This window comes from Curtobacterium sp. MCLR17_054 (genome assembly GCF_003234335.2).
GTDB lineage: Bacteria > Actinomycetota > Actinomycetes > Actinomycetales > Microbacteriaceae > Curtobacterium > Curtobacterium flaccumfaciens.
Genome location: NZ_CP126263.1, coordinates 2,306,916 through 2,328,498, shown reverse-complemented (window position 1 = coordinate 2,328,498; position 21,583 = coordinate 2,306,916). Strand labels below are relative to the sequence as shown.

The following is a 21,583-nucleotide window of genomic DNA, read 5'->3' as shown; positions in this document are numbered from 1 at the left end:
GGGGGTGCATTTGTCGGTCTACCTCGACCACGCCGCGACGACGCCGATCCTGCCGGAGGCGCTCGCCGCCTTCACCGATGCCCTGGGCACCGTCGGCAACCCGTCGTCCATCCACAGCGCCGGTCAGCGCGCCAAGATGCTGCTCGAGGACGGCCGCGCCGCCGTCGCCCGCTCGCTCGACGCCGACCCGGTGGAGGTCGTGTTCACCTCCGGCGGCACCGAGAGCATCAACCTCGCCGTGAAGGGCCTGTTCTGGGCTCGCCAGCGCGACCGCCAGCGGCCCCGCATCGTCGTCCCGGGCGGCGAGCACCACGCCACCGTCGACACCCTGACCTGGCTGGAGACGCACGAGGGCGCCGTCATCGACGTGGTCCCGTTGGACGCGCAGGGTCGCGTCGACCTCGCCGGACTGGAGGCGCGGCTCGCCGACGCCTCGGACGTCGCCCTGGTCACGTTCCTGTGGGCGAACAACGAGGTGGGCACCATCCAGCCCGTGTCACGGATCGTGGAGCTCGCGCACGCCGCCGGCTTGCCCGTGCACAGCGACGCGGTCGCCGCCTACGGGCAGGTGCCGGTGTCGTTCGCCGGGTCCGGCCTCGACGCCCTCAGCGTCTCCGCGCACAAGATCGGCGGGCCCGTCGGCATCGGTGCACTCGTGCTCGGGCGGAAGGCCACCGTCGAACCCCTCATCCACGGCGGTGGGCAGCAGCGGCAGGTGCGGAGCGGCACGCAGGACGCCCCGGCGGCTGCGGCCTTCGGTGTCGCGGCCAGCGCGGTCGTCGCCGAACCGATGCCGCACCCGTCGCTCGTCGCCCTGCGCGACCGCCTGGTCGCCGGGGTGCGCGCGGCCGTGCCGTCGGCGGTGCTGATGGGGGACCCGGTCGACCGGCTGCCGGGCAACGCGCACTTCACGTTCCCCGGCTGCGAGGGCGATTCGCTCCTGTTCCTGCTCGACGCCGCCGGGGTCGCGGTGTCGACCGGGTCGGCGTGCCAGGCCGGCGTGCCCGAGGCGTCGCACGTGCTGCTCGCGATGGGGCTGTCGGAGCAGGACGCCCGTGGTGCGCTCCGGATCACGCTCGGCCACACGACGACCGATGCCGACGTCGACGCGTTCCTGACGGCGCTGCCCGATGCGGTCGCTCGGGCCGGTGCAGCTGGGATGGCGTCGCGGGAGCCGCTGCTCGGGCGGTAGTGGTTGGCTCCGGCGCAGTCGTTGCGGGTTGCGCCTGGGTGGGACACCGGCGATCTCGGCTGCGACGCTGACGCCGGTCCCCTTCCAGGGCATACTGCTGCTCGTGGTGCCGGGGCCGGACGACGTACACGACGCAGAGGACGTGCGTCGTCCAGCGCGCGTCCGACCGCCGCGGGACGACAACTGGTACCGCTCGACCGAGTGGGACGACGAGATCGCTGCGGCGTTCGAAGCGAAGCTCGCACGAGCGAGATCGTCCAGGCTCGAGTACATCCGCATCCAGGGGGCGACCCTCGCCCTGCAGGGCGAGGCAGACGAGGGCGTCCGCGAGGTCGGTCGGGGGCTGCTCGTCCGGTTCATGGCGGAGATCGAGGCCGTCGGCGGGTCGCAGGCGCGCGTGAACGGCGGCGGGGAGGTGCTCGCGATGTCACTGGCGTTGTCCGGACGTCTGCGTGACGCCGCTGACGAGTACTGGAGCGTCCTCCGGCGCATCGCCGAGTGCGGCTCCGACTCGTTCACCACCGGCATGTCGGAGGTCCTCCTGGCCGAGGTGCTCCTGCAGCTCGGCGATCCCTCGTCGCTCGCCGAGGCGGACGCACTGCTCGCCGGCGCCGAGGACTCGATCCGGAGGACGGCGTTCTTCCGCGACCGCGTCGTCCGGTACCTGACTGCGCGCGCCCGCGTCGCGAGCCGGCTCGGAGACCCGGAATCGGCATCCGGGCACGCCCACGCCGCACTGACCGTGCTCGGGATCGAGGGCAACCCGTTCCCTCGGCACCCGGGTGTCGGGGTGCCGACCGTTGATGCGGACCTGCGTGTGGAGCTGACGCGATTGGCAGAAGGGCTTCGGCCCGTGGCGGTTCGGCGACGGTCGTTCCGGTTTCCGTTCCGGAAGGGACGACCGTGACGGCGTGCATCCCGGAACCTCGAACGCCGCACACTCGGGGGACGGGCGCCACGCACGACGTCGAGGGCGGCCCCGGATGGCGAATCCGGTCCGCCGATCTCCGTCCGGTCATCACCGACCTCGCTGCGTTCCGCGCAGGATCGGCAGACGACCCCCTCCGTGAGGAGATCGAGTTGCTGTGGACCGGCAAGGCGGGTGATGCGCTTCGTCGCCTCGAACGGGTCGCCTCGACGCAGCGTGTCCGAGCATTGCGGGCCGACTGCCACCGTGACCTCGGTGACACCCGCACCGCTGTGCGCGAGTACGACCTCCTCGTCGCCGAGTGCATCGGCACGACTCGCGAGGCCGTGATGCGGCAACACCGAGGCAAGGCGCTCCTCGCCGCCGGGAGCGTCGACCGTGCCGTCGAGGACTTCACACTCGCCGTCGCGCTCAGACGGGCCAGTGATCCGGTGCTCCTCGCGTCGGCTGACCAGGCACTGGCGGTTGCGCGGTCTCGGGCACGTGACGGCACTGCGGAAGCAGTCACCGGGAGCGGCGAGGTGGACGGACGTCCGCCAGTAGCCTGAGCCCGTGACCACTCCGAGCCCACAGGGCAGCGCCGATCTGCGCCGGGAGCGCTGACCGTGGTCACGAGTGGCGGCGAGCACCACCCGCGGAACGGCACTCGGCGGGACAGCCGCTGCGCCGTCCCGATCCGTCGGGTCTTCCCCTGGTGGTACCTCGGCGGTGCGGTGGCGACGCTGGCGATCCTGATCCTGGTCGATCCCGGCGGCAGCCAGGCCACGGTGGCGTTCTGGGGGCCGATGATCGGGATCACGATCCAGGACCGCGAGCGAGCTGCGCGTGCTCGACTGGACCGCGGCCTCCCGGTCGACCGACGGTCGCTCCTGTCGCCTCCGTGGCTCGAACCGACCTGCGCGGTGTTGCTCACCGGCGTGGCTGTCGGACTCGGCATGCTCATCAACGCGCTCTTCGGGCACGGCACGTCCGTCACGACGTGGGTCGGGGCGGGGGTGTTCCTCGGGAGCGCCGCGTCCTTGGTCGGTCTCCTGCTGGTCCTGAGGAGCCGACGCCGCCGACGGTCGAGCGGTGCGGGCGGCCAGCCGGACGACGTCAGCTGACGGGGCGCTCCGAGAGGAACCGCCCGGCTCGTCGGTACTGCACGGCCAGTTGCACGACCCCGAGCACCACCGCGAACGACGCGACGAGCTCGATCAGCTTGATGGGCAGACTGTCCGTGCTCACCGCCGTCGAGGCGGCGAACAGCATCACGGCGCCGAAGATCGGCAGGATCCCGAGCGTGGCTCGACGGTTCTGCGCGGCCACCGCGGCGACGATGTCCGCGTGCTCGTCGTCGATCGGCTCCTTGCCGGCGATCTGACGCCGCACCGACCGCTGCTCCGCGCGGGAGAGTGGGCTGCTCACCGATCGCCAGCGAGTGACGTAGTGACCGGAGCGGTAGGCCCACACGAAACCGACGATGCCGACGACCAGCCCGAGCAGCAACAGCAGGAGCTGGACGAGCAGCTGCACGCCATCGCCGCCACTCGCGTGGCTGCTCCCGGTGGCCGGCACCAGCACCAGTGCCAGGACCACCCCGACCGCCCACGACACCAGGACGAGTGCCCCCGCCCACACGAACACGCGGGCCCGGCGGCGGCGGAGCCCGTCGTCACTCTGGCCGTCGGCGAGCCGGGCGGCGGCTGCCCACCGCTCGGCTCCGGCTGGGTCGGTTGCGGGGCTGGTCATCGTTCGGGTCCTGACGTCGAGAGTCTCTCGACTCTACGGGTCACGGTCGGTGCGGGTCGCGCGTGCGACCCCGGAAGCGACTGCGGTCGAATCCGCACGAGGGGATCGCCACCGACCCGCTTCGTTGTGATACTTGGACATGCTCGAGTTGGTGAGGCCGCAGACGGCGTTGTACGAGGCGTGGGCCGAAGCGCATGCCGAGTGGGGGCCGGGTGTGCACGAGGACGGATTCGGGATCACCGCCCAGGACGACGTCGGCGACGAGGACGGGTTCCGCACCTGGGTCGGCCGACTGCACGCCAGACCCGGGGCCCTCTGGTGGATCGTCGAGGACGGCCGCGTCCTGGGCGGGATCGCACTCCGGGCGCCGGGAGACGCGGCCGGCGTGCAGCGGTTCGGCCACGTCGGGTACGGGATCCGCCCGTCGGCGAGGGGCCGAGGCGTGGCGACCTGGGCGCTGGGCCAGGTGCTCGCGCACGCATCGCGCGTCGGGATCGACCCGGTGGTCGCCGTCTGCCGCGATGACAACGACGGCTCCATCGGGGTGCTCGAGCACTACGACGCCGTCCTGCTGTCGACCGAGCGCCGCGGGGGCGTGCGGCTGCGACGGTACGCGATCGCCAGGTCGCACCGGAGGCCCGGATGACGGGGCCGGGGCGGGGGTGCGAGGCGTGCGGAGGAAGACCGCGACAAGCGGGACGGACCTGCGCCGGGCCTCCCGGTCGGCCTTCCGGGTGCGCGCCGGACAGGCGGGCGCGCTGGGACCCGGGACCGTCGGCGACGTCGTCGTCAGCGGTCGCCGTCGGTCGGTCTCGGACCGCTCGTGGTGCGCCGCACCACGAGTGACACCGGTACTCGGTGCACCCGCGGCTCCGGGTCTCGCCCCTGCACGCGTTCACCGAGCCATCGTGCCGCCTGGGCCCCGATGGCGAACGTCCCGTTGTCGACCGTGGTGAGCGAGATGTGCCGGATTCTGCCGAGGTAGGTGTCGTCGTACCCGACGAGGGACACGTCGTCCGGGACGACGAGGCCGAGGTCGTCGGCCGCGGACAACGCGCCGATGGCGACGAGGTCGTTGTAGGCCACGAGCGCGGTCGGACGGTCGGCCGTGCCCAGGACTCGTCGGGCCGCCGCGTACCCGCTCTCCTCGCTCATGCCGGCCGGCACCACGACGGCGTCGGCACCGTGGCGGGTCATGGTCGCGCGGAAACCCTGCTCGCGGAGCTCTCCGACGCGCCCCGGGCCGACGAGGTGACCGATCCGGGTGTGTCCGAGCGCGAGGAGGTGCTCTGTCGCGATCGACGCGCCGGCATGGTCGTCGTTCACGACCACGTCGGCGTGCAGGTCGTCAGGCTCGTACGTCCCGGCGAGGACCACCGGGACCTCCTGGACCGCCCGACGGAGCGCGGCGTCGTCCTCTGTGGTGCCGACCACGACGATGCCGTCCACCTGTTGTCGCAGGAGCATGTCCACGGGCGAACCGCCCACGCGCCGTGTGGTCGCCGAGTCGACCAGGATGGGTGCCAGTCCGACGGTGTCGAGCGTCGCGGTGAGTCCGGCGAGCAGGTCGACGAACCAGGGGTTCCGCAGGTCGTTCAGGAGCACTCCGACCGTGCCCGTCCGCTGCTCGCCGAGGCTCCTCGCTGCGCGGTTCGGTCGGTAGCCGAGTTCGTCGACTGCTCGTTCGACGGCCGCCCGACGGGCGTCGCTGACTCCTGGGTCGCCGCGGAGCGCGAGTGAGACCAGCGACTTCGAGACCCCGGCGCGCTCGGCGACGTCCCGGATGGTCGGAGCGTGGTGCGGTCTCGACATGAGAGCAGGCTAGTCCTATTCTGGACCGGTCCAGTTTGTTCCAGTGCTGTCCAACGAAGCGAGCGCAGATGCCCCCGAAGATCTCCATGAACGTCACGACGACGTTCCACGGCAACGTCGTCCAGGACGTCCGCCTCGCGAAGGAAGCCGGCTACGGCGGCATCGAGCTGCAGAGCCCGAAGCTCTACCGGTACCTCGATGCCGGCTACGACGTGCAGACACTGCCGCCACTGCTCGAGGGTCTCGAAGTGACGGGGCTCGGTGCCGTGCTCGACATCGAGCGTCAAGGTGCCGGTCGCGACGACTTCATCGCGGAGGTCGAGCGCATGTGCGGTGTGGCGACCGCCGTCGGTGCGCCCATCGTGCAGCTGTGCACCGGGCCGGTCGATTCCGCCGTCGTCCGTGACCACCGCGCTGGCCGGCTGGCCGACGACGACACCCGGTACCGGGCGACGCTCGGACTCGACGAGGACGCAGCGGTCCGCATCACCGGTGCGAACGTCCGTCTGGCGGCGGACATCGCCGCGGACCACGGGCTCGAGGTCTACCTGGAGCCCCTCGCCTGGGCGCACCTCAACCGATGCCGGCACGCGCTGGACATCATCGAGGAGGCCGGGCGCGACAACGTGGGGATCGCACTCGACACCTGGCACTTCTGGACGACCGGGGACACGCTGGCCGAGGTCCGAGCGCTGCCCGCGTCCATCATCAAGGCCGTCCACCTGTCGGACGGGTTCGACCTGGACCGCGACCGGACGGTTCCCGACCAAGCCGTCCACCGGAACGTCGTCATCGGTGGCGGTGCGATCCCGCTGCAGCAGTGGGTCGACGCGATCAAGGCCACCGGGTACGACGGATGGTGGGTCACCGAGATGTTCTCCGACCGGGCGAACGAACAGGATCCCGCCGTCGTCGCACGCACCATGCACGACCTGACCGCGATCCTGGTGGGCTGATCATGACGCAACGCTTCGCACTCGTCGGTGCCGGCTTCATCGGCGCCGTGCACGCCGCGTCCCTCGCAGCGCACCCCGACGTCGAGTTCGTAGGGATCCACGACGTCGACCGTGACCGCGCTGCATCGCTGGCGGCACGGCACGGCACGCGGGCGCTCACCCGGGACGAGGCGTTCGATGCGGCGCAGGTCGACGCGGTCTTCGTCGCTTCCTCCACCGACACCCACGCGCAGCACCTGCACGCTGCCGCCGACGCCGGGATCGCCGTGCTCTGCGAGAAACCCATCGCTGCCGGGTACGCCGACGCGGTCGCGGTGGTGGAGCACGTGCGTGCCAGCGGCGTGCCGGCGATGCTCGACTTCAACCGGCGATGGGACCGTGACCACGCCGAGTTGCAACGCATCGTCGCCACGGGGGAGATCGGTGCGGTCGAACTCGTCCAGCTCAGCTCCCGCGGCCCGTCCCTGCCGCCGCTCGACTACCTGCGGGTCTCGGGCGGCCAGCTCCGCGACCAGACCGTGCACTTCTTCGACCTCGTGCGGTGGATCACCGGCGAGGACCCGGTGACGGTCGCGGTGGCGGGTTCGGCGCTCGTCGACCCGGCCATCCGCGAGTTCGGCGACGTGGACACATCGGTCACGACCCTCACGATGCCCTCCGGCGCGCTCGTGCAGATCGACAGCGTGCGGCGCACCGGCTACGGCTACGACGAGCGCATCGAGGTCATGGGATCGTCCGGACTCGTCGAGTCGCGGCGGAACCACCGCGGGAACGTCGCTCGTTACACCGATGGGCAGATCGTCGCGGACGGACTCCACGACGGCTGGTTCGAGCGTGTGCAGCCCACCTACGCCGCGACGCTCGCCGCCTTCGTCGCGTCGCTCGAGTCCGGATCCGAGCCGCCGGTCTCCCTGGAGGACGGGCTCAGGGCCCAGGCCATCGCCGAGGCGGCCACTCGTGCACTGTCGTCGGGACGGACGGAGCACATCGACTACTGACCCCCGGTCGGCCGAGTCGGACTCGCGCCGGTAGGATCGATGACCATGGTCGAACTGGACTTCACCGAGCAGCTCTCCGCCCTTCGCGAGACCTTCGGCAACATCCGCTCGGTGGTCGACGTCGACCGCCTGCAGCGTGAGATCGCCGACCTCAGCGAGCAGGCCGGGGCCCAGGACCTCTGGGACGACGTCGACCACGCGCAGCAGGTGACGAGCGCGCTCTCGCACCGCCAGTCGGAGCTGAAGAAGATCACCGACACCGAGCAGCGCATCGACGACCTCGAGGTGCTGGTCGAGATGGCGAACGAGGGCGACGACCAGGAGTCCGCCGACGAAGCGCTCGCCGAGCTCAAGGCGATCCAGAAGATGATCGGCGACTTCGAGGTGCAGACGCTCCTCGACGGCGAGTACGACGACCGTCCGGCGGTCATCACGATCCGCGCCGGTGCGGGTGGTGTCGACGCGGCGGACTTCGCCGAGATGCTCCTCCGCATGTACCTCCGGTACGCCGAGCAGCACAACTACAAGACCACCGTGATGGACACCTCGTACGCCGAAGAGGCGGGCATCAAGTCCGCGACGTTCGAGATCGACGCCCCGCACGCGTTCGGAACGCTCTCGGTCGAGGCCGGCACCCACCGCCTGGTCCGGATGTCGCCGTTCGGTGCCGCCGGCAAGCGCCAGACGTCCTTCGCCGCGGTCGAGGTCATCCCGCTCATGCCGGAGACCGCCGTCATCGACATCCCCGAGAACGACATCCGCGTCGACGTGTTCCGCTCGTCGGGCCCCGGCGGGCAGTCCGTCAACACGACCGACTCCGCGGTGCGCCTGACGCACATCCCGACCGGCACCGTCGTCTCGATGCAGAACGAGAAGTCGCAGATCCAGAACCGTGCGGCCGCCATGCGCGTCCTGCAGTCGCGCCTGCTCCTCCTGAAGAAGGAAGAGGAGAACGCGAAGAAGAAGGAACTCGCCGGCAACATCACGGCGAGCTGGGGCGACCAGATCCGCTCCTACGTCCTGGCGCCGTACCAGATGGTCAAGGACCTCCGGACGGAGCACGAGGTGAACAACCCCTCAGCCGTGTTCGACGGCGATCTGGACGGCTTCATCAACGCGGGCATCCGCTGGCGCAAGCAATCCGCTGCCGAGTAGGGGTTCCTGAGCCGCGCGCCTCGCTTGCTTTCCAAGCGGGGCGACCTACCCTGATCCGGTCATGATCAAATTCGACCAGGTCACCAAGGTCTACTCGGGCAACCCGAGTCCGGCGCTCGACAACCTCACCCTCGAGATCCTCAAGGGCGAGTTCGTGTTCCTCGTGGGCGCGTCCGGTTCCGGCAAGTCCAGCTTCCTGCGCCTCGTGCTCAAGGAGGAGAAGCCCACGAGCGGGCAGATCCACGTGCTCGGGCAGCGCCTCGGGTCCCTGGCGTCGCGGAAGGTCCCGTACTTCCGCCGCAACCTCGGCGTGGTGTTCCAGGACTTCCGTCTGCTGCCGAACAAGAACGTGTTCGACAACGTCGCGTTCTCGCTGCAGGTCATCGGCAAGAGCAAGGGCTTCATCAGCGAGGCCGTGACCGACGTGCTGAAGCTCGTCGGGCTCGCCGGCAAGGCCACTCGCATGCCGCACGAACTCTCCGGTGGTGAGCAGCAGCGTGTGGCCATCGCCCGCGCCGTCGTGAACAAGCCGGCGATCCTGCTGGCCGACGAGCCCACCGGGAACCTGGACCCCACCACGTCCGCCGGCATCATGGCGCTCCTCGAACGCATCAACCAGGGAGGCACCACCGTGCTGATGGCGACGCACGACGCCAGCATCGTGAACCAGATGCAGCGGCGGGTCATCGAGCTCTCGAACGGCACCGTCCTGCGCGACGAGCAGTCCGGCGGCTACCAGACCCAGGCCGTCCCGATCCAGCGAGGCACCGTGTCCAACACCACCGGCATCCAGACGATCCCGGGGCTCATCCGATGAGGCTCGGGCTCGTCATGTCCGAGGTCGGCTCGGGCCTGCGGCGCAATGCGTCGATGGTCGTCTCCGTCGTCCTCGTGACCTTCATCTCCCTGACCTTCGTCGGCACGGCGATCCTGCTCCAGATGCAGATCAACCAGATGAAGGGGTACTGGTACGACCGGGCGCAGGTCGCCGTCTACCTGTGCACCGACACCGACACCACGGGGAACTGCACCGGCGCGAAGGCCACCGCCGACCAGCGCGAGCAGGTCCAGGCGCAGCTCGACTCGTCGACGCTCAAGCCGTACATCGAGAAGACCTACTACGAGAACCAGGACCAGGCCTTCACCCGGTTCAAGGAGCAGTTCAAGGACTCGGCCGCGACGGAGTTCGTCAAGCCGGAGTACCTGAACGAGACCTTCTGGGTGAACCTGAAGAACCCGTCGCAGGCAGACGTCCTGGTCGAGAGCCTGTCGAAGGTCGCCGGCGTGCAGAGCGTCGTCGATCAACGCGGGTACCTGCAGCCGATCTTCAACCTGCTCAACGCCTCGTCGTACACGGCGATCGGCATCGCGGCGCTCATGCTCGTGGCCGCGGTGCTGCTCATCGCGACGACGATCCGCCTGTCGGCGTTCAGTCGACGGCGAGAGCTCGGCATCATGCGGCTCGTCGGTGCGTCGAACCGGTTCATCCAGACACCGTTCGTGCTCGAGGGGGTGATCGCCGCCGCCATCGGAGCCGTCCTGGCCGGAGGTGCGATCACCGCGGTGGTCTGGTTCTTCGTCCGGAACTTCCTGGCGGAGCGCTTCACCGGCACGGCGTTCATCGGCATGGGGGACGCGGCCATCGTGGTCCCCGCGGTGATCGTGATCGGGGTGCTCCTCGCCGCGGCATCGGCGTCGATCGCCATCCGCCGGTACCTCAAGGTCTGACGCACACAGCATCCGCGAACGGGCGGCGCGCCGGGAAGGTGCGCCGCCCGCTTCGTGTTGAGTAGTCTGTAGGGCTGCGCGGAACCACCCGAGCAGCGCACTGCACCGGTCACCATCAAGAGGAGTCGTCATGGCGAAGGAACGCGGGGAGAAGATCGTCGCGACGAACCGTCGCGCCCGGCACGACTACCTCATCGAGGACACGTACGAAGCGGGCATGGTCCTGTCCGGCACCGAGGTGAAGTCCCTGCGGATGGGACGCGCGTCCCTGGTCGACGGGTACGCCTACATCGACGGTGGCGAAGCGTGGATCGACGCCGTGCACATCCCGGAGTACACCGAGGGCACGTGGAACAACCACTCGCCGCGGCGGAAGCGCAAGCTGCTCCTGCACAAGCAGCAGATCGTGAAGATCTCCCACAAGACGGCGCAGGGCGGCTACACCCTCGTGCCGCTGCAGATCTACTTCCACGACGGTCGGGCCAAGATCGAGATCGCCGTCGCGAAGGGCAAGCGCGAGTTCGACAAGCGCCAGGCGCTGCGCGAGAAGACCGACAAGCGTGAGGCCGAGCGGGCCATGCGCACCCGGAACCGCGTCGGAGAGTAGCGCCGACGCACCTCCTCGGCTAGACTGAGGGACTGCTCCGACAGGGGCATTGGCAACTCAACAGCGTGACAGCGGCTCGCACGTCCGGCCCGCATGGGGATGATCGGTTTCGACATTGCCTGTGTGCCGACGGGAAGCGGGCCGAGGACCCACGGTTATCTCGTAAACGATCCGTGGAAAACAACAAGTGCCAATTCCAAGCGCACTGACTTCGCTCTCGCTGCGTAAGCAGCCCAGCACATGAAGTCCGTCGGCCAGGTGACCGTCTTCTAACCTGATCCCGACGTCATCCAGAGGACTTGCTGCACGGTTGCGCCTCAGGGCCGTGCGGGACTTGCACTGAGACTGGGCCCGTCGTCCTAGAAGCCGGTAGCAAAGGACGGGGCCGAGCAGAACGAACTATCCGGATACGCCCGTAGAAGACGTCGAATTGCAGCGATGGACGGGGGTTCGATTCCCCCCATCTCCACCATTCGCCGAACGACGAACCGCTGTCACGCTGCGCCACCTGAACGCCCCGACACCGTCCCCTGGACAGTGCCGGGGCGTTCGCTGTTCCGCCACGTCCGAGGACTACGCTCCGGAGCAGGCGCGCAGAACACGCTCGCGTCGAACCCGAACGAGAGGTCAGCACGTGGTGCAGGAGATCGCGATCCGTGTCCGTCTGCGGGAGCAGGAACGAGTGGTGCTCAGCGAGTACGAGCGGATCGTGGGCTCCGTCGCCACGGTCGCCGCTCTCGCCGCATGGCTGCCGAACCCCGACACCCGTCTGGTCGTTCGCGGCCGCGGCGCGGAGCCGGTTCGCCTCGAGACCGTCACCTACGGCTCGGTGGTCGAGATGCTCGTCGTGCTCGACCAGCGCTCCGCCGGGGTCGAACGTGCCGCCGCAGCCATCGCCGCGCTCATCGAGTCGGTCCGCCACGAGCACGTCGCCGACGACGTCTCCGGGGTCGCCGGGGAACTCGATCGGCTCGATCGCGCTGCCCCGCGCGGACGCTCCGCCGTGGAACGCGCGCTGCGCACGTTCCTCGAGGGGGCACGGTCCGACGTCCTCGAGCGCAGGACGACCACCCGGGTCCGGACCGCGCAGGCCCTGCTCCGGCTCGCCGAGGCGGACGCGGTGCTGACGGTCGAGCGGGTCGCCGACGCCCTGGCACCGGTGCTCGAGGAGCACGCGGTCGACGTCGAGCTGGACACCGGCTCGGCCGTGGTCGTCGAGCCGATCGACGGGGTGGAGTCGCCGGAGACCGAGGCTGCTGACGCTGACGCTGACGCTGACGCCTCGCAGACGGAGCCGGAGGCCGTGTCGGCCGTCCTGCCGCTGCCGACGGGTGCGAGCAAGGCCAAGTCGAAGAAGGACGACGGCAAGAAGAAGTCGAAGAAGGACGACGACGGCAAGAAGAAGTCGAAGAAGGACGACGACGGCAAGAAGAAGTCGAAGAAGGACGACGACGGCAAGAAGAAGTCGAAGAAGGACGACGACGGCAAGAAGAAGTCGAAGAAGGACGACGACGCGAAGAAGAAGTCCAAGAAGAAGAAGTAGCTCGCAGCAGCCCCCGCTAGAAGTCGAACAGGTTCGCTCGGATCCCTCCGGCGCCGTACTCCCGTCGCAGGAGCCCTCGGCGCCGGAGCACGGGCACCAGGTCGCCGAACATCCGGTGGATCTGCGCCGGGTGCAGGTCGCCCGAGAAGATGATCCCGTCGTTGTCGGCGTCGCTGCCGAGCTCCTCGATGAAGTCCGCGAACTCGTCCGCGGTCCCCACGAACCCCGAGCGTGACGCGATCCGCCCCTGCCGCGCCTTGCGGGTGAGCAGCTCCCGCAGCGGTGCGTCCGGGGTGTCCCCGAGCAGCCCGCGGATCGTGCCGGCCGAGACGTGCTCCCCGAAGGTCCCGTCGGGCACCGGGGCATCCAGGTCGAGCGCGAGCAGGTCGGTCTCGGAGTCACTCGACCACGCGATCGCCGCCGCACGCAGCGCGTCGTCGGTGGGGTGCTCGGACGCCGCGACGATGCGGTCTGCCTCCTCCGGTGAGGACACGATCACAGGCTTGAGCACGAACAGGATCCGCAGGTCCGCGGTGGACCGCCCTGCGGCCTCGGCTGCCGCGATCACCCGGGCGCGGTAGTCCGTCACCGCGGCGGCGGACAGCGGGGCGAGTGCGAGCTGCACGTCCGAGTGGGTCCCGGCGAACGCGAGCCCTCGGCCCGAGCCACCGGGGGAGACGACCACGGGGTCCGACGCCAGCGGCAGGGCGTTGAGCGGACCGTCGGCGGTGAAGTGGGCGCCCTCGTGGTGGAACGCGTCGAGGGCGTCGCCGTCCGCGAAGTGCCACGAGTCCGGTGCGCCGACGTACGCGTCGCCCCACGAGTGCCAGAGCCGGCGGAGCAGCGTGATCCACTCCTCGGCGCGGTCGTACGCCTGGTCGTGCGGCAGCGGCGGCAGGCCGGCGTGGCGTGCGCTGCCGACGTCGGTGACGACGTTGATGCCCAGGCGGTCCGAGGACAGGTGCGCCAGGGTCGCGAACTGCCGTGCCGCCAGGTACGGCGGGGTGATGCCGGCGTTGACGGTCGGCGCGATGCCGATGTGCGAGGTGGCGGCGAACAGGTACGGGGCGAGCAGCAGCGGGTCGTGCTTCGGGCCGCCGTACGCCTGCCGGATGCGCAGGTCGAGGGTCGTGGGGGAGCCGAGCGAGACGGCGTCCTCGGCGATCACCAGGTCCATGCCGGCCTGCTCGAGCGTCCGGACGGACTCCTGGTACAGGTCCGGCTTCGTCCAGTCGTGGCCCCAGTCCCAGTCGGACCGGCCCCAGGCCTGCGGGCCGAAGCCGCGCGAGAAGAAGTACCCGAAGTGCTGCAGCTCGGCCATTCAGCGCTCCTGCCGGTCGAGGGCCGGCCCACCGACTGCCGTGCGCTGCGCGTCGGACGCTCCACGTGCCTCCAGGCCGGCGGCGGCGTCTGCGGACCGCACCGCGACGAGCCCGCGTTCCAGGTCGCGGAGCAGGTCCGCGACGTCCTCGATGCCGACCGACAGCCGGATCAGGCCGTCGTCGATGCCCTGCTCGGCTCGCTCCTCCGGCGTGCGGCCGGCGTGCGTGGTGGTGGCCGGGTGCAGGATCAGCGAGCGGACGTCGCCCAGGTGGGTCATCCGGCTGAACAGCTGCACGGCGTCGATGAACGCCCGCGCGGCGGCTTCGCCGCCGGCGAGCGTGAAGGCGAAGACGGACCCGGCCCCGCGGGGCAGGTAGCGCTGGGCGAGGTCGTGGAACGGACTGGAGGCCAGGCCCGCGTGGTCGACGCTCGTCACCTCCGGCTGCTGGTCCAGCCAGGACGCGACGGCCAGCGCGTTCGCGCAGTGGCGTTCCACCCGCAGCGACAGCGTCTCGATGCCCTGGCGGAGCAGGAACGCGTTGAACGGCGACGGTGCCGGGCCGATGCGTGCGGCGACGACGTCGCGGGCGAACACGGCGAAGGCCCGGTTGCCGTACCGCTCGACGTAGCTCTCGCCGCCGAGGGACCGTTCGGGGCTGGTCAGGTGGGTCCAGCGCTCGGGGGCGGCGGACCAGTCGAACCGGCCGCCGTCGACGACCACACCGCCGAGTCCGGCGCCGTGCCCGGAGAGGAACTTCGACGCCGAGTGCACGACGATGTCCGCACCGTGCTCGACCGGGCGCACCAGGTACGGCGTGGCGAGGGTGTTGTCGACGATCAGCGGGACGCCGGCGCGGTGTGCGGTCTCGGCGACGCCGGTGATGTCGAGGACGTCGTTCTTCGGGTTCGGGATCGTCTCGGCGAAGAACGCCTTCGTGTTCGGTCGGACCGCGGCGGCCCAGGCGTCGAGGTCACGGGCGTCGGTGACGAAGTCGACCTCGATGCCGAGCCGGCCGAGGTTCTGCAGCAGCAGTCCGCGCGTGCCCTCGTAGATGCTCCGGGCGCTGACGACGTGGTCGCCGGCCTGCAGCAGGCCGAGGAACGCCACGGTCGCCGCCGCCTGACCGCTGCCGACCAGGATCGCCTGCACACCGCGTTCGAGCAGCGCCACGCGACGCTCGACGTCGGCGTTCGTGGGGTTGCCGAGGCGCGTGTAGGTGTAGCCGTCGTCGGTGTCGGCGAAGCGGTCGCGGGCCTGGTCGAAGTCGTCGAACAGGAACCCGGAGGACATGTGGATCGCGGGGACCCGGGCGCCGTGCCCGGTGTCGGGCACGAAGCCGCCGTGTACCTGCTCGGTCGCGAAGCCGTGGTCGTCGGTCGCCATGGGACACCTCCGGGGGTCGTCTGGCGGTAGCCTCGCAGCCGCTCGGCGCGGACAGGCGATTGCGGCCCCCGGTTACGCGAGCGCAGCCTCAGACGAGCGCGCGGACCCCGGCGACGACGGTGTCCCAGACCTGGAGCAGCGGCTCGCGCGCCAGCCACACCGCGACGGCGTTCACGGCGACGAACAGCACGAACCAGAGGGACGCCGGCACCCGCATCTCGGCCGCGGCGATGTGGAAGTCGGTCTGCACCCGGGCGCCGGTGACGATCCAGCGACCGACCTGCACCACCGAGCGCAGGCCGTCGACGACGAAGAAGGCCCCGACGGCGGCGACCACCAGGACGGTGGCCTCGGACGGGCGGACGGCCACCCACAGGGCGAGCGCGTCGAAGCCGAGCACGACGAGCAGGCCGAACCAGTTCCGGACGAACGCCAGCGCGACGAGCCCGATGACCGCGAGCACCACCACGGGCAGCCAGCGGGAGCCGTGCAGCACCCCCGTCACCAGGAGCACGCCCGCCCACAGGGGTGCGCTGTACCCGGCGTACAGGTTCAGGATCCGGACGAGCCACCGGATGCCGCCGGGCACCCGGCCGAGCTGGACCCAGGCCTCGCCGGACCCGTCCGGGTGCAGCTCGATCCGCTGGATCCGCCCGCCGAACGGCACGACGACGATCGCGTGCCCGACCTCGTGCGCGATGGTCGCGGCGATGCGGGCCACGCGGCCGACGAACGGCACGAACGGCAGGACGGCGCCGACGAGGAGCGCGACGAAGACGAGGGGCGGGGCTGCGGTGGTCAAGTGACCAGCATCGCAGCCCCGCCCAGGAAGACCCTGCGGGATCCGGTCAGGGGAGCCCGGGCATCGTCAGCACCACCGTGACCAGGACCACGGTGCCGGCGATCGCCAGGGCGGTGAGGACGGCGAGGAAGACCGTCAGGCGGTTCACGCGTCGGCGCCCGGCTATTCGACCGTCACCGACTTCGCCAGGTTCCGGGGCTTGTCGACGTCGCACCCGAGCTGCAGGGCGAGTTCGCGGGCCAGCATCTGCAGCGGCACGACGGCCTCGAGCGGACCCCACGGCGCGGTCATCGCACCCCAGGCCAGGTCGCCGGTGCCACGGCGGCCGAGCGCGGGGATGTCCGCCGACTCGCCGCCGATCGTGATGACGAAGCCACCGCGTGCCCGGACCTCGGCGATCGCCGACTGGATCTTCGGCTCACCGTGGTCGATGACGACCACGGGGGTGCCGTCGTCCACCAGCGCGAGCGGCCCGTGCTTGAGTTCGCCGGCGGGGTAGGCCTCGGCCCAGCGGTAGCTGAGCTCCTTGAGCTTCAGGGCGCCCTCGGCGGCGTACGGCAGTCCGGCACCGCGGCCGAGGAACAGGAAGCCCGTCGCCTCCTTGACGCTCGACACCAGCAGCGGCATCCGCTCGGCGGACACCCGCGCGGCGTGCTCGATCCGTGCCGGCAGGTCGAGCAGTTCGTCGACGAGCACCTGCGCGCGGGACGGTTCGATACGGCCGGAGGCCACCATCGCGGAGATCATCGCCGCGACGCCGACGACGACCTGCGCCGTGAACGTCTTCGTGGCGGCGACCCCGATCTCCGGGCCGGCGTGGCAGTCCAGCACGGCGTCCGCTCGTCGGGCGAGCGAGGAGTGCATGTTGTTCGTCAGCGCGAGCACCGGGTGGCGGTCCTCGAACCGGTCCAGGGCGCGGAGCACGTCCGCGGTCTCACCGGACTGGCTGATCGCGACGACCAGGGTTCCCGGACCGAGCACGGCCTGGTCGGCCTCGCTCGCGACGACGATGTCGGTCGGCACCCCACCGATCCCGCGCAGTGCGGTCGCGATCACCTGGCCCGCGTTCAGCGACGTGCCGCAGGCGACGATCGCCAGCCGGTGGAAGCCGGCCAGGCCGAGGCCCACCCACATGCTGCCGTCGGCGGTGCGGCGGGTCACGCGGTCCAGGATCGTCGCGACGACGTCGGCCTGCTCGTCGATCTCCTTCGCCATGTGGTCGGTGTGGTCGCCGAGGTCGAGCGCTGCGGCGGCGAACGGGGACGGCGTGGGGAACGGCACGGGCACCGTGATGCCGTCGGACGACCAGGTCCATGCCTCACCGAGCTCGACGACGTCGCCGTCGCGCAGCGCCACGAACGTCTCGCACCACTCGGCGATCGCGCCGATGTCGCTCGCCACGAAGTCGCCGCGGCCGGAGCGGGCGACGACGAGCGGCGAACGGTCCGCCGCCACGACCATGCGGCCGTCCCGGGCGTCCAGGACCACGATCGCCCACGAGCCCTCGAGCTGCGCCGTCGCGATCTGCACCGCGAGCATCAGGTCCGGGTCGACCGCCAGCGCCCGCTCGACCAGGTGCGCGATGACCTCGGAGTCGACGTCGGACCGGAAGCGGTGGCCCTGCGCCTCGAGCGTCTGCCGCAGCCGGTCCGCGTTCTCGACGATGCCGTTGTGCACGATCGAGATCCGGCCGGTGCAGTCGGCGTGCGGGTGCGCGTTCGCCTCGCGCACGGCGCCGTGCGTGGCCCAGCGGGTGTGACCGATGCCGACGCCGGTGAGCGCGTCACCGGAGCGTGCCGCGACGAGCGTGCGCAGGTCGCCGACGCGGGAGACCGAGCGGATCGTCTCGGTGCGGCCGACGGCCGTCCGGACGGCGATGCCGGCGGAGTCGTACCCGCGGTACTCGAGTCGTTCGAGTCCGTCGAGCAGGTAGGGGGTCGCGTCGTCAGACACGCGGGCCGCGATGATGCCGCACATCGGCTGTCCCTTCGGGGGAACGAGGGTGGGTGGAACGGGGAGGTGGGACTGGAGCGGCACCGACCGCCGTCGGGTCTGCCGCGCGTCCGGGGCCTCCCGGCCCGGGAACCGACGCCCGTCCTCGGATCAGGCGAGGACGGACGTCGGTGTCGTTGGGCCGAGGGGTTCGGGTACCGGACGGGGTACCGCGGGCTGGCCCCCGGGGGAGGGGCACGGCGGTCGGTGCAGGAGAAGCCTCACCCGCCGCCGACCACACGGCAACACCCGTCGGACGCTCTTGCGGTTCCCCGCGTGCGGGGGCACACCGCGCTGCGGTCGCGTGCGGACTCCCGCAAGCGCGCGCGCTTCGCGTGGAGCGACGCGCCAGCGGCGCGCGGCGCCAGCGCCGACCGAGCCTGCGAGGTCGGTTGCGTGAAGACGTGGAGGGACGACGGACGGGAGGCCCGGTACCAGCTGGTACCGGGCCTCCCGTCCGTCCTGTGGTGCGTCTCCTACGTGAGGAGCGCGACCAGGTGCGATCGCGACCGCGCGCCGACCTTGCGGTAGATCTGCGTGAGCCGCAGTTCCACCGTGCGCTGCGACATGAACAGCGACGAGGCGATCTCGCGGTTGCGGTAGCCCTCGGTGACCTTCTGCACCACCGCACGCTCCTCGGCGGTCAGTGACGTGAGCACCGCCGACGCGTCGGGGGCGCTGCGCGGCGTCGCGGGGAACGCCGGCGAGAGCACCGGTGCGGACCGGATCGACGACGAGCCCGTGCCGAACTGCGGCATCGCCGCAGCCGGCGCCGGCGTCACGAGCGGTCGACGCAGGCCGGCCGCCTCGTACGCCGCTGCGGCCGCCGCACCGAGGCGCGGCCGTTCCGCCGGGTTGCCGACCGCGGCCAGCGCCGCGAACGTGCGAGCCCGCTCGTACTGCGAGTCGTGCGGCTGGAACAGTTCCAGCGCACGGCGACGGGCCGGCTCGCGGGTGGTGTCGTCGGCGACGAGCGCGAGGCTCCGCGCCAGCACCAGGGCACCCCAGCGCCCCGGACGGGCGTGGTGGTCCGCCGCCAGGCGGGCCGTGATCGTCCGCGCGTCGTCCATCCGTCCGAGGCGCACGTACGCCTCGACCAGGTCGCCGAGGTGCCGGAGCACCGCGGGGTTCCGGAGCGACCGACCGATGGCGTCGGCGGCCTCGAGCGCGGTGGCTGCCTCGTCGAGGCGGCCGTCGAGCAGCAGGACCTTGCCGCGGAGCGCGTGCAGCTTCGCCGTCGCACCCCAGAGCCGACTCGTCGAACGGTGCTCGAGGCACCGGTCCACGACGTCGAGCGCCTCGGCGGACCGGCCCTCGGCGAAGTGCCGCCACGCGACGGCGATCGCCCGGGAGGGCTCACGCAACCGCTCGGCGACGGACGAACCGGACTCCCACACGTCGATCGCACGGAGCGCCTGCCGGAAGTTGCCGGAGCGCACCTCGTTCTCGGACGTCAGGTAGCGGGCCGCCTCGGTCCACACCGCCGCGGTCTCCGGCCCCCGGGCGAGCACGAGTGCGAACACCCGGCGCGCGCTCCGGTAGCGCTCGCCGATGCTCAGCGCGTGGGCGAGGAGCAGCAGGGCCGGGTCGGACATCGCCACGAGCTCCGACGTCGCGAGCCCGTCGTGTAGCTCGGTGTCGGGCGGCAGCACGCCGTCCACGGCGGCGATGAGCTCCCGCGCGGTCGTCGCGATCTCGAGGGTGTGCGCGGACGCCGACCCCTCGAGCGGTTGGATCCGGTGCAGCAGGTCCTTGGCCTGGTCGAGCTCCCACGCCTCGGCACGGAAGCAGGCCACCATGGCCATCAGCCCGGCGACGGCGTCCACCTCGGCCGGGTCGGTCGCGTCGACGGGGACGAGCAGCTCGTCCGCGTGCACGGCGTCACCGCTGAGGTACTCGGCCGAGTACTGCAGGCGGAGCCGGCGGACCTCGTTCGGCGTCGTCCGGAACGGACGGAGCGCCGCGAGGTACCGCGCAGCGAAGCCGAGGAGGCGCTTGCCGAGCATGGCCTCCGCGACCCCGAGGAGCGCGACGTGCTCGTCCTCGGTCCCGCCACCGATGTGCAGGGCACGCTCGGTCAGCGCGATCGCGGCGTGCACGTTGCCGTCCACGACGTACGACCGCGCAGCCTGGAGCAGTGCGACCACGTCGGGGACGTCGTCGACGAAGCTCCGGTGCCACGCGGCCGACCGCGGGTCGCTCTCCGCGCTCGCCGTGGCCAGCTCGGCGTGTGCCGCACGACGGTCACGGGCGGGCATCCGCCAGTAGAGCGCGGAACGGACCAGCGGGTGCCGGACGGTGACGCTCTGGCCGCGGACGGTCGCGAGACCGGCCCCGACCAGGTCGTCCAGCTCATCGCGGTCCCACGCCGTGGTCTTCGCGACGGGCACCAGGGCGAGCTTCGCGAGGACGTCCAGATCGCGTCCCGCGGCGGGCCCGAGTGCGAGTGCCGCGATGGCCTCGGTCGTCGGAGTGGGTCGGAGCGGGAGCACGATCGGCTCCGCGCCGGTGAGCTGCTCCCGGGTGAGCACCGCGAGCTGTTCGCGGAGCGCGCCGGGGTTGCCACCGGTCTCCTCGGCGAGGACGGCGAGGACGCCGTCGTTCGCCTCGGCGGGTGCCATGGCCCGGGCGAGGATCAGTGCCTCGTCCGAGGGCAGCGGTTCGATGCGCAGGGTCGGCAGGGCCGCGAGCGGCCCGTCCGACGGCACCGAGCGGACCGTCGCCACGACACGCAGGGCGGTGCCCGCGAGTCGTCCGGCGAGGAACGCGATGAGTTCCTGGCTCTCCGAGTCCATCCGGTCGAGGTCGTCGATGAGGACGAGCGTCGGCGGGAGGGTCAGGGCGTGCACGGCGTCGAGGAAGTCGTGCGCCGCCGCCAGCCCGGCCGTCACGGCGGCCGCGGTCCCGCCTGCCTGCAGCAGGTGGGCGATGTGTGCGGTCGCTCGAGGATCGTCGAGCGCGGTGAACAGGGAGGTCACCCCGGCCAGTGGCCAGCGGGATTCACTCCCGTTGACACCGACCCGGACGACGGGGAGGGAAACGCGGTTCGAGACCGCGTCGAGGACGCTGCTGCGTCCGGAACCAGGGTCGCCGACCACGACCATCGCGGACTCCCGTGGGAGCACTGCGAGGGTCGCGATCCGGTCGACCTCGAGACGTCGACCGGTGAGTGCCATGACTCACCGGCCTCCGGGTCCGGAGGCGGATGCTGCGAGGAGGGCGTCGGCGAACACGGGGGTCGCTGCGACGGGGCGCACGGAGGCGGACCGGACTGCTGCACGGCGGGTGACCGTGGCGGAGTGCGGACGAGCGGCGGCGACTGAGCGCGCGCCGGAACTGTCGTGGATTGGATGCGGTCGACGAGTGTGGGTGCACTCGGTTCCGCTCGGGAACGATGATGTCATCGTCTGTATCACCCCTCGGGTTAGGGTC

18 protein-coding genes and 1 other RNA gene are annotated in these 21,583 nt (G+C 71.2%); 12 read left to right on the top strand and 7 right to left on the bottom strand.

What is annotated here, in order from left to right; genetic code table 11:
- Positions 1–10 precede the first annotated feature (10 nt).
- From DEJ08_RS11060 to DEJ08_RS11050, 3 genes are all read left to right on the top strand, one after another.
- Positions 11–1,192: a cysteine desulfurase family protein gene (locus tag DEJ08_RS11060; protein WP_111054724.1), complete on the top strand. Its 1,182-nt coding sequence runs from the start codon at positions 11–13 to the stop codon at positions 1,190–1,192.
- Between the two features lie 142 nt (positions 1,193–1,334).
- On the top strand, positions 1,335–2,099 hold the full coding sequence (locus DEJ08_RS11055) for a hypothetical protein (protein WP_146248506.1): 765 nt from the start codon (positions 1,335–1,337) through the stop codon (positions 2,097–2,099).
- Positions 2,100–2,725: 626 nt separating this feature from the next.
- On the top strand, positions 2,726–3,223 hold the full coding sequence (locus tag DEJ08_RS11050; RefSeq protein ID WP_111054726.1) for a hypothetical protein: 498 nt from the start codon (positions 2,726–2,728) through the stop codon (positions 3,221–3,223).
- On the opposite strand, the gene DEJ08_RS11045 is transcribed toward DEJ08_RS11050, so the two are convergent.
- A complete protein-coding gene (locus DEJ08_RS11045) occupies positions 3,216–3,851 on the bottom strand; it encodes a hypothetical protein (protein ID WP_111054727.1) in 636 nt (211 codons plus the stop codon). The genes DEJ08_RS11050 and DEJ08_RS11045 overlap by 8 nt on opposite strands.
- A 151-nt stretch (positions 3,852–4,002) precedes the next feature.
- On the opposite strand from DEJ08_RS11045, the gene DEJ08_RS11040 reads away from it, so the two are divergent.
- A complete protein-coding gene (locus DEJ08_RS11040; RefSeq protein ID WP_209050578.1) occupies positions 4,003–4,497 on the top strand; it encodes a GNAT family N-acetyltransferase in 495 nt (164 codons plus the stop codon).
- A gap of 143 nt (positions 4,498–4,640) precedes the next feature.
- On the opposite strand, the gene DEJ08_RS11035 is transcribed toward DEJ08_RS11040, so the two are convergent.
- Positions 4,641–5,663: a LacI family DNA-binding transcriptional regulator gene (locus tag DEJ08_RS11035; RefSeq protein ID WP_111054729.1), complete on the bottom strand. Its 1,023-nt coding sequence runs from the start codon at positions 5,661–5,663 to the stop codon at positions 4,641–4,643.
- A gap of 68 nt (positions 5,664–5,731) precedes the next feature.
- Here DEJ08_RS11035 and DEJ08_RS11030 point away from each other — a divergent pair, with 68 nt between their 5' ends.
- The 8 genes from DEJ08_RS11030 (at position 5,732) to DEJ08_RS10995 (ending at position 12,650) form a co-directional block, all read left to right on the top strand.
- A complete protein-coding gene (locus DEJ08_RS11030) occupies positions 5,732–6,619 on the top strand; it encodes a sugar phosphate isomerase/epimerase family protein (protein ID WP_111054730.1) in 888 nt (295 codons plus the stop codon).
- A gap of 2 nt (positions 6,620–6,621) precedes the next feature.
- Positions 6,622–7,617, top strand: a complete 996-nt coding sequence (locus DEJ08_RS11025; RefSeq protein WP_111054731.1) for a Gfo/Idh/MocA family oxidoreductase — start codon at positions 6,622–6,624, stop codon at positions 7,615–7,617.
- Positions 7,618–7,662: 45 nt separating this feature from the next.
- Positions 7,663–8,772: a peptide chain release factor 2 gene (gene prfB / locus DEJ08_RS11020; RefSeq protein WP_110863996.1), complete on the top strand. Its 1,110-nt coding sequence runs from the start codon at positions 7,663–7,665 to the stop codon at positions 8,770–8,772.
- A gap of 61 nt (positions 8,773–8,833) precedes the next feature.
- On the top strand, positions 8,834–9,589 hold the full coding sequence (ftsE, locus tag DEJ08_RS11015) for a cell division ATP-binding protein FtsE (RefSeq protein WP_017888215.1): 756 nt from the start codon (positions 8,834–8,836) through the stop codon (positions 9,587–9,589).
- On the top strand, positions 9,586–10,500 hold the full coding sequence (gene ftsX / locus DEJ08_RS11010; RefSeq protein ID WP_027465852.1) for a permease-like cell division protein FtsX: 915 nt from the start codon (positions 9,586–9,588) through the stop codon (positions 10,498–10,500). The genes ftsE and ftsX overlap by 4 nt, the downstream gene beginning before the upstream one ends.
- Before the next feature lie 130 nt (positions 10,501–10,630).
- Positions 10,631–11,107 carry an SsrA-binding protein SmpB gene (smpB, locus tag DEJ08_RS11005; RefSeq protein ID WP_027465851.1) on the top strand — a complete coding sequence of 159 codons (477 nt, stop codon included), beginning with the start codon at positions 10,631–10,633 and terminating at the stop codon, positions 11,105–11,107.
- 95 nt (positions 11,108–11,202) lie between these two features.
- Positions 11,203–11,579, top strand: a transfer-messenger RNA (tmRNA) gene (gene ssrA / locus DEJ08_RS11000).
- A gap of 162 nt (positions 11,580–11,741) precedes the next feature.
- Complete coding sequence (locus DEJ08_RS10995) at positions 11,742–12,650, top strand: hypothetical protein (protein ID WP_284180462.1); 909 nt, start codon at positions 11,742–11,744, stop codon at positions 12,648–12,650.
- A 16-nt stretch (positions 12,651–12,666) separates the two neighbouring features.
- Here the strand turns inward: DEJ08_RS10995 and DEJ08_RS10990 are convergent, their stop codons facing one another.
- From DEJ08_RS10990 to DEJ08_RS10970, 5 genes are all read right to left on the bottom strand, one after another.
- A complete protein-coding gene (locus tag DEJ08_RS10990; protein ID WP_111054733.1) occupies positions 12,667–13,971 on the bottom strand; it encodes an LLM class flavin-dependent oxidoreductase in 1,305 nt (434 codons plus the stop codon).
- Positions 13,972–15,357: an O-acetylhomoserine aminocarboxypropyltransferase/cysteine synthase family protein gene (locus tag DEJ08_RS10985; protein WP_111054734.1), complete on the bottom strand. Its 1,386-nt coding sequence runs from the start codon at positions 15,355–15,357 to the stop codon at positions 13,972–13,974.
- Positions 15,358–15,445: 88 nt separating this feature from the next.
- Positions 15,446–16,159 carry a M50 family metallopeptidase gene (locus tag DEJ08_RS10980; RefSeq protein WP_181438148.1) on the bottom strand — a complete coding sequence of 238 codons (714 nt, stop codon included), beginning with the start codon at positions 16,157–16,159 and terminating at the stop codon, positions 15,446–15,448.
- A gap of 162 nt (positions 16,160–16,321) precedes the next feature.
- Complete coding sequence (gene glmS, locus DEJ08_RS10975) at positions 16,322–18,136, bottom strand: glutamine--fructose-6-phosphate transaminase (isomerizing) (RefSeq protein ID WP_071406356.1); 1,815 nt, start codon at positions 18,134–18,136, stop codon at positions 16,322–16,324.
- A gap of 491 nt (positions 18,137–18,627) precedes the next feature.
- Positions 18,628–21,327: a helix-turn-helix transcriptional regulator gene (locus DEJ08_RS10970; protein ID WP_111054736.1), complete on the bottom strand. Its 2,700-nt coding sequence runs from the start codon at positions 21,325–21,327 to the stop codon at positions 18,628–18,630.
- Positions 21,328–21,583 lie beyond the last annotated feature (256 nt).